Origin of the sequence: uncultured Campylobacter sp., from assembly GCF_937997595.1 — a bacterium.
GTDB lineage: Bacteria > Campylobacterota > Campylobacteria > Campylobacterales > Campylobacteraceae > Campylobacter_B.
Genome location: NZ_CALKTS010000169.1, coordinates 1 through 7,641, shown reverse-complemented (window position 1 = coordinate 7,641; position 7,641 = coordinate 1). Strand labels below are relative to the sequence as shown.

Sequence of the window (7,641 nt, the reverse complement as noted above, 5' to 3'; positions counted from 1 at the left end):
TACTTGATTTGGAACTATCTTTGGAAGTGGTTCCGCTAAGCTCTGCGGAGGCGCCTACGCTAAAGCCCCAGGTAACCCAGCTAGAGGATGCGGCAGATCCTTGAGAGATGAGGGCGGCGGTTAAAAGAGCAATGGTAAAGAAAGAAAGCTGGCTTATAAATTTATTCATTTTTACCTTTTGAGCGGGGGATTAAAAATTTATTTTCTACGCTATTTTTATTCCCGCACAAATTAATAATATATCCCATCTACGCATACATCGGCATTTAGTTCGGCGCACATTTTTATCATTTCTTTGCTAAAATCTATAGCATAAACATCGTCTTTTTCTGTCGTATCTATCATTATATCGATATTAGCATCTAAATTTAATTCCGATACCCTCTTTTTGATATCATCGAAGTTTGCTTTTAAAATTTCATACAAATCTTTTAAGGCATCGCTTGTAAATACGCACTCTTTCTTGGTGGTATAGCATAGCCACCTACAACTATTTCTAATCTTGCCGCGCCTTTCATCTATGTCGCCGATTTTATATTTTTTTATATAACTAATTTTATATTCATTAATCTTCTCGTCTAGGATCAAGTCCGAAAAATCAAAGTTATATTTATCCGACGATAAATAAAAAGCAACATACATAGTAGTCATTTATGCTCCTCATAAATTTATAGTCCGCCGAGCTTACATAATTCATCCATTTAACGGCCAAATTTTAGATTATACTATCTCTACCGATATTTGAGCGTCGATTTTGCCGCCATTTTCTTTTAAAATTTCAGGAAATCCCAATTTTATAATCTGCTCTTCGGAGAGGCTATAAGAATAATGGATATTTGCCTCTACGCTCAGCGGAGCGACTATTTTCGCAACTTCGCTAAAAGGCAGCTTAACGTCCAATAGCGCCAAGTAAAAAGCTTCCGTATCGCTATCAAAGACATTTATATAGCAGCTTTTTATATTTTTATCTCCGCCATTTGGAGCTTTGATTATTCTTTCATGGACAGCATAGGATTCGAAGAAGTATGAAAAACCGGGCTTAACCATATCAATGCATCCAAAAGATCTCATCTGCTCTATGTTTAAGCTATAGCAATATACATAGTAGGGATCGTCTGCATCCGATTTTACGATAGGTTTTATATCTTCTAAATCAAGATCTATTTGCCGCGAATCGGCGTAGCTCTCATCGATACCGAAAGATGTTATCTCATAATATGTCTTATAATACATATCGCGTATATGAAATTTAATCCGCTTATCTCTTAAAAGCTTTGGATCTATTTTTATACCGAGTTTTTCCGCATCCAATTTCGCAATCAATTCAGGCTCGAATATAAATTCTTTTCCAAAACGATCGCTTTGCCCTTTTGGAATTTTAAGTCCATAGAGTTCCCGTCCATCTCTTACCGGAAAAAGATAACGGAAAATACCTTTTATACTTTTCATTTTTGAATCCTTCTTGTTTTATTTGCTTTCTCAACCCGCTTTAAATTTACGTTATGCTCGCTTGGATACTCTGCGCGTATTGAAATTTATACCTTAAGGCGATGCCTATCTTTTGTATGGTATTATATCGCTCTTTTTTACAAATACTTTTATATCGCTGCACTTTTCAACGACCTCGCACCACTTATCATCGCAGTGACTAATTACAAATATAGGATAATCGGGTCTTGCCAAAACATCATTTTCATTTTTGGATGCATAGGTTCTATATTCTCCCTCATAAAAATAACTATATTTATGCCTATCCTTAAACCAATACATATTCTTTTGAGCGGATTTATCATCGGCGCCGGCGCATTTGGCGGCATATTTCATAAAATACGGCTCACACCCGCAAAAGAATAATAACAATATAAAAGGTGCGAAATACTTCACAGCTCTCCTTTCAAGTATAAAATTAATATCTTTTTACTATATCGTCTTTCTTTACAAAATACTCTTTTTGACCGCAAGGATAGTAAATTTTACACCATTCGCCTTTGCAGGATTGGATAGGGATGACCATCTCATCATAATAAGCAAATTCCTCTTTATCTTCATAGAAAATTTTACGAATAACGCCGTCTTTAAATTTATATATAATTTTTTGATCTATTTTTTCGCCGCATTCGCCGTAAAAGGTACCGTCTACGTGCTTTGCAAAAGTGATTTTATGCCCTAAAATCGTAGGACTGCACCCATATAGGCATAATGCGACAAAAGATATAACAAAATTTCTCATTTATTCTCCTTGTTAAATCTATTTATAATATCATTATACGGATAAACATGATTGATATAAAATGGATTATGTTCTATATATGTTTGATTTTGTTGCACTTTCATCTCTACGCCATTTATAACATTGCTCCAAAATGTGGGCATAATAATAGCACTAGGATGGCTCACTGGATCATATTCATAGTTATAGGTATTTTCTCCAAATTGGATATTAAATGGCGTTCCTGCGTATATAGTCTTTTTGGGATGTTTATCGAAATTTTTTAACCCAGAATTTAAAATTGCACTTCCTTGAGAGTGCCCTATGACTACATCGTTATTTTTTATCTCATACCCCACCTGTTTCGCAATTCCTGTAGTAAACGGTAGCATATCCACCAGACTTTCTAAAAGATCGGGCAAGAATCCCCTACTTGGATTATATAAGACCTTATAATCTTCGCCTACCATATAAAGAGCCTGCTCGTTTGCATTATTTTCATCCGTCAAAATCCCATTAACAAAAGCGTTCTTTGATTTTGAATTACCTAGTATCTTAAATTTAGGATCGCCCGTTGCTATCGCCCCTATGTTGGCTAACAAACCTCCGTTGTTTTCATCGCTAGGGATTAAACCCAAAGAGCAGGTGCCTAAGGAATTTAGCCCTTTTGCAATGGTTCTTTCAAAAGCGTTGTTTGAATTTTCGCTCGGCATATGATTTGATAACGAATCCGTAAGGAGTAGAAGCTCTTTTTTGATTTGATCTCGTCCGTCCTGGCTAAAAAATCTATAATCTATATCAGCCTTTGCGGATGAGTACAAATTACTATTTACGATATCTTTTTGTATTTTAGCCGTATCCCTATTGAGCCTGCTTAATTCATCCGAGCCGGCTTCATTATTGATTATTAGATTGCCGCGTCCTACGGTAGCTAAAGTTTTATTTAAGCGTACCGAATGCGATCTACTTAGCGATACGCTTGATGAGCTGAAATTTTTGCTATCTTCCTTGGCTACCTTTTCTTTTATGGACTTAATCGTATTTTGAATATGCTCGGCGCTTAAGTCGTCTTGTTTTAATCTAGCGCTATCTTTAGATTGAGCGTTCTTGCTATCACTAGCTTGGTTACCGTTCTCTTTGCTTCCTCCTTCTTGTTGCGGATCTTTAAAAGCATAATTAGTTCCTATGCTTAAAGAATTTGATTTGTCGTATCTAGTGTTGCTTAAATTTGAAAAGCTTAGGGTATCTGTTTTTAATCTAAGCTTGCCGTTATCTATGAAGTTTCCATTCTCATCATAGTAGCCTGCGGCTATTAATGAGCCTTTTAGATCTGTGTTAGATCCTACCTCTATGTCTAACTCTTTAGCAGTTATACTAGATAGCACGGTCTGTTTTACCATAGTGCTTGATTTGGATCTGGAGTAGTTGGCGTTTATGCTTGAAAGTTTGGAATTTGAATAGCTTACCATATTATTGCTTATGGCATAAGGACGAGAAGGATCGGAGTTTGTTTTACTGCCGCTTATGCCTATACCTGCCCCTATAGAGCTTGATTTGCTATCGTAATTATAGCTATCTCTTAAGCTATGAAGGCTTAGGTCATGTCCTACCTTTAAAGCTAAAGCATTATCCGCTCTAAGGTTAGCTCCTTTTATTAAAGCGTCGTTACTAGCTAAGGCGTATATATTATGTCCTGCATAAACTTTAGCGTTATTGTGGCTAAGGCTTTGCTCTTTCATATTGCTTTTAGAGTAATCAAGCCCTGCGCTTCCTCCTCCGCCTCCATACATAGTAGCAGATACTCTTCCGCTTACGGTTTTAGAGCTTTGCTTAGCTTCATAGCTATCCCGCGAAGCATCCATAAATAGATTATGGGTGTTTAGATATATATCATTACTAGCATATAAATTTGAGCCTTTGATATTTATAGCGGTATCTTTATTGCTGTCAGTTAAAATTTTAATATTCTTGCCGCTAAGATTAGAGGCTACGGAGTTACTTGATTTGGAACTATCTTTGGAAGTGGTTCCGCTAAGCTCTGCGGAGGCGCCGACGCTAAAGCCCCAGGTATATGAGCTTGCAGATGCGGCGCTTTTTTGGGAGATGAGGGCGGCGGTTTTAGAGGCTACGTTGGCAGTAGCCAGAGCGATATTTGATAGATAGTATTTCTCCTCGTCCTTTACGTCCTCTATTATGTTTTGTAGGTCTTCGATATCGGAGTAGTCTATGCCTACCTCTTTGGCCTTATAGCGGTTTTTTAACTCGACAAGTTTATCCTGTAGAGCATTTTTCTGATCCTTATACTCCTTATATTGCTTTTTGGTCTGATTGAGCTGTTTTATCGCTTCTTGCAAGGCGATAGCCGCAGGAGCAATCTGGGCGTATTCGTTTTGCACGGTAAGAGACAGGGAGCCTTCCAGATGCTTAGAGTTAGATGAGGAGCTTGCGGTATCGGTGGAATTTATTATATTTATATTCCCATCTTTAGATATTAAGTTAAGATCCTCTTCGGCCTTTAAGCTTGAGCCTATAACGCTTAGGCTATTATCCCCTCTAAGAGTTATATTTTTAGCTTCCATATTAGAAGAGACGGTCTCGGTACCGTATAAGTTCGTATTGGATTTATCGTATGAGGCGGACGCTATTTTGGCTTTAAGGCTGGTGTCTTTTTTAAACTCGTCCAAGGACTTAGGCTTCATCTGATTTAGAGAGTCTTTTGCTTTGGTAATGGATACAGAGGCGCTTTTTGCTACATTGTGCTCGCTATATTCGTTAGCGGCTGCGGATATCGTTAGGTTTTTGGTATCTACATTTATATCTCCGCCCGCTTTCATATTTGAAGTTATAAAAGCTGTAGGAGAATTTAAGCTTATATCGCCCGCAGCTTTGATATCGGATAGTTTAGATATACCTTCCTTTGCCTGCTTGCTATTATAATCCGACCTATATACCTCGGTAAAGCTTCCCCCGCCTATCTTTTCTATCCCGGCCTCTAGTGCGATATTATCCATTGCCCCTACGGAAGCTGCTATCGCTACCGGATAGTTGAACACCGAGAGCGGATTGAAGCTTCTTTTCTTATGGGCGCTTAACTCCTCTTTATACTCCTTGGCCGCTAGGATATTTATGGAATTTCCCGCGCCTAAGTTTAGATTGCGTCCGCTTGAAATATCCGCAGATATTAGACTTAGATCGTTCTTTGCTCTTAAGTTTATATCCCCCGTTTCGCTGGACAGGGAGGAGCTTTGTAAATTTCGTTTATAAAGCGAGTGCATATCCATACTAGCTCTTAATCCGCCCAAAGAGGATTTGGAGCTATTTTTATAGTTTAAGGAGTTATAGCTTAGAGGCGATATATTTATATTGTTTCCCGCCTGCATATCTATGGCCTCTTTAGCTTTTAACGTAGAGCCTGCTATATTGATATCAGCTTCTTGCGAGCTAAGCATTATATTTTTAGCCTTTATGCTAGTAGGTACTACGCTTTGATTTAAGGCTTTAGTAGTAGTGCTTTTTTTAGACGCAAAGCCCTTCTCTTTAAATTCGCTCTCGTAGTAGGCGCTATCGACATCCCCACTTAGATTTATGGAGTTCTTTGCCTGCAGCAAAGCATCACCGCTGCGCGCATTAATATCCGCTCCGCTTATGTTGATACCGTCCGCTTTGATTAAGATATTATCTTTGGCGTTAAGTTTGGAGCCTGTATTCTTAACGATATCCTCTTTATAGTATCCGCCCTTGCTTTTAAAGTTATAGCTTAGCTTCTCCTCCGCGCTATTTATATTTACGTCCTTTGCGGCGTTTAGGATTAAATTTGCAGCCGAGTCTATGCTCGCTCCGGTTACGGTTATATCGCGAGCCGCATTTAATGCTACGCTGCCTTCGGTAGATTTTATATTTGAGATAGTGCCTATATAGGTGCTGCTTTGATCGCCGTAGGCTCTATTTAGGCTTATCTCTTTACTTAGGGTTTTATGTACTATATCTCTGCCCGCGTTTAAGCTTACGCTGCGTCCTTGTATCAAAGAGGAGGCGTTTATTATATCCTTATTAGCCGATATGCTTAGGGCGTTCGCGGCGATGATGGAGGCGGAGTTTAAATTTGATACGCTGCCCGCTTTGAGGCTCATATTAGAGCCCGCGTAGATTATCCCTTCGTTTCTAAGATCGCCGTTTACGCTTAGATCTATGCTGCCTCCTGCGTATATCAAAGAAGGTGCGGAGTTAAGCATGGTGCCGTCATCTTCCTCCGAAGAGTTCAAGGAGGTCCTTTTTTTATCATAAAGCAAGCTTAGCTTATTGTGCATATATGAAAAATCCGGTATCAGCTCGCTATAAACGTAGAAGGTGTTATAAAATTTACTGCTTATAGGCGAAAAGAGATTGTTTATATAGCTAGGCCTAATGATATCTTGCATATCCGCTTCGTTATTAAGGCTAGGCGCAAGATCGTTTTTATCGAGATTTAAAGCGTTAGGATTAAGGAGCCCCTTGCCTATTAGAGAGTAATCTATTTTAGAAAAAGCTTCCTTTATAAGAGTAGGAGCGTTAGCAGAGTTTATCTGCCCGTGTGAGTTTAAATTTGAAATATCCCCCGCATAGCCTTTTATATCTTTTTTAGCTCCTATTATGGAGATAATAGCAGGCTGGGAGTAGTAGATATTCTTTTGGTCGCTATAGCCGCCTTTACCGCCGTGGCTTTTATGTTTCCATCTATACTCCGCCTGGCTCGTTATACTATGATTTAGACTTAAAGAGCGGTTGTTTAGGCTCTTTACATTTAAGAGCAGATCGTTATAGGCATAAATTACGCTCTTATCGTTATTTAGCTCATCTATGTTAAGATTGCTATCCCCTGCGGAGATTATGTTTGAGCCCATAAATTTACTTAGGCTATCTTCAGTTATATACTCTTTATTGATGCTGTAGCTTATCTGCCTTAATCTCTCCTTCTTATGAGGCTTGCTTCTTCTTATGCTAAAGAGATTGTCTTTTAAATTTAACGTTATAGCATCATATAGCCTAGTATCCTCCCCCGGAAGCCTGGTGTTTTTATATAGGCTTAATACGTATAGATTCATATCCTGCTCGCTAAGCTCCTCCATGATCTTAGCGTTTAACTCGTCCTGGCTAATATTAGGATTTTTCTTAAGGATACGCTCTTTAATCTCGGCTGCATTGACCTTTAAAGGTATGGCTACGCCGCTGCAACCCCAGCCATCGCCATTACAGGTAAAATCTATATTATAACCGGTGCTTTGAACCCTCTTTACGGGCTCGTTAACCGAGCGGTTGTTTAGCTTTTTAGCACCGATATTAAGAGCGCCTCTTGCATATATCAAAGAGGAGGCGTTAGTTATCTCGTCAGCCTTGCCCTCCCCACCTCTTTCATTAAAAATATTTAAATTTCTTTGAGAGATGATGTTAGATAG

At 38.7% G+C, this 7,641-nt stretch carries 5 protein-coding genes; all 5 read right to left on the bottom strand.

What is annotated here, in order from left to right; translation table 11 throughout:
- Positions 1-231: 231 nt before the first annotated feature.
- On the bottom strand, positions 232-651 hold the full coding sequence (locus Q0614_RS06085) for a hypothetical protein (RefSeq protein WP_298787270.1): 420 nt from the start codon (positions 649-651) through the stop codon (positions 232-234).
- Between the two features lie 69 nt (positions 652-720).
- Entirely contained in the window at positions 721-1,449 is a 729-nt protein-coding gene (locus Q0614_RS06080) for a hypothetical protein (protein WP_298787268.1), read from the bottom strand.
- 105 nt (positions 1,450-1,554) lie between these two features.
- Positions 1,555-1,884 carry a hypothetical protein gene (locus tag Q0614_RS06075; protein ID WP_297904579.1) on the bottom strand — a complete coding sequence of 110 codons (330 nt, stop codon included), beginning with the start codon at positions 1,882-1,884 and terminating at the stop codon, positions 1,555-1,557.
- 22 nt (positions 1,885-1,906) lie between these two features.
- Positions 1,907-2,230, bottom strand: coding sequence for a hypothetical protein (locus Q0614_RS06070; RefSeq protein ID WP_298787267.1), 324 nt, complete (start codon positions 2,228-2,230; stop codon positions 1,907-1,909).
- A partial coding sequence (locus tag Q0614_RS06065; protein WP_298787266.1) for a hemagglutinin repeat-containing protein occupies positions 2,227-7,641 on the bottom strand: 5,415 nt, incomplete at its 5' end. The genes Q0614_RS06070 and Q0614_RS06065, both read right to left, overlap by 4 nt.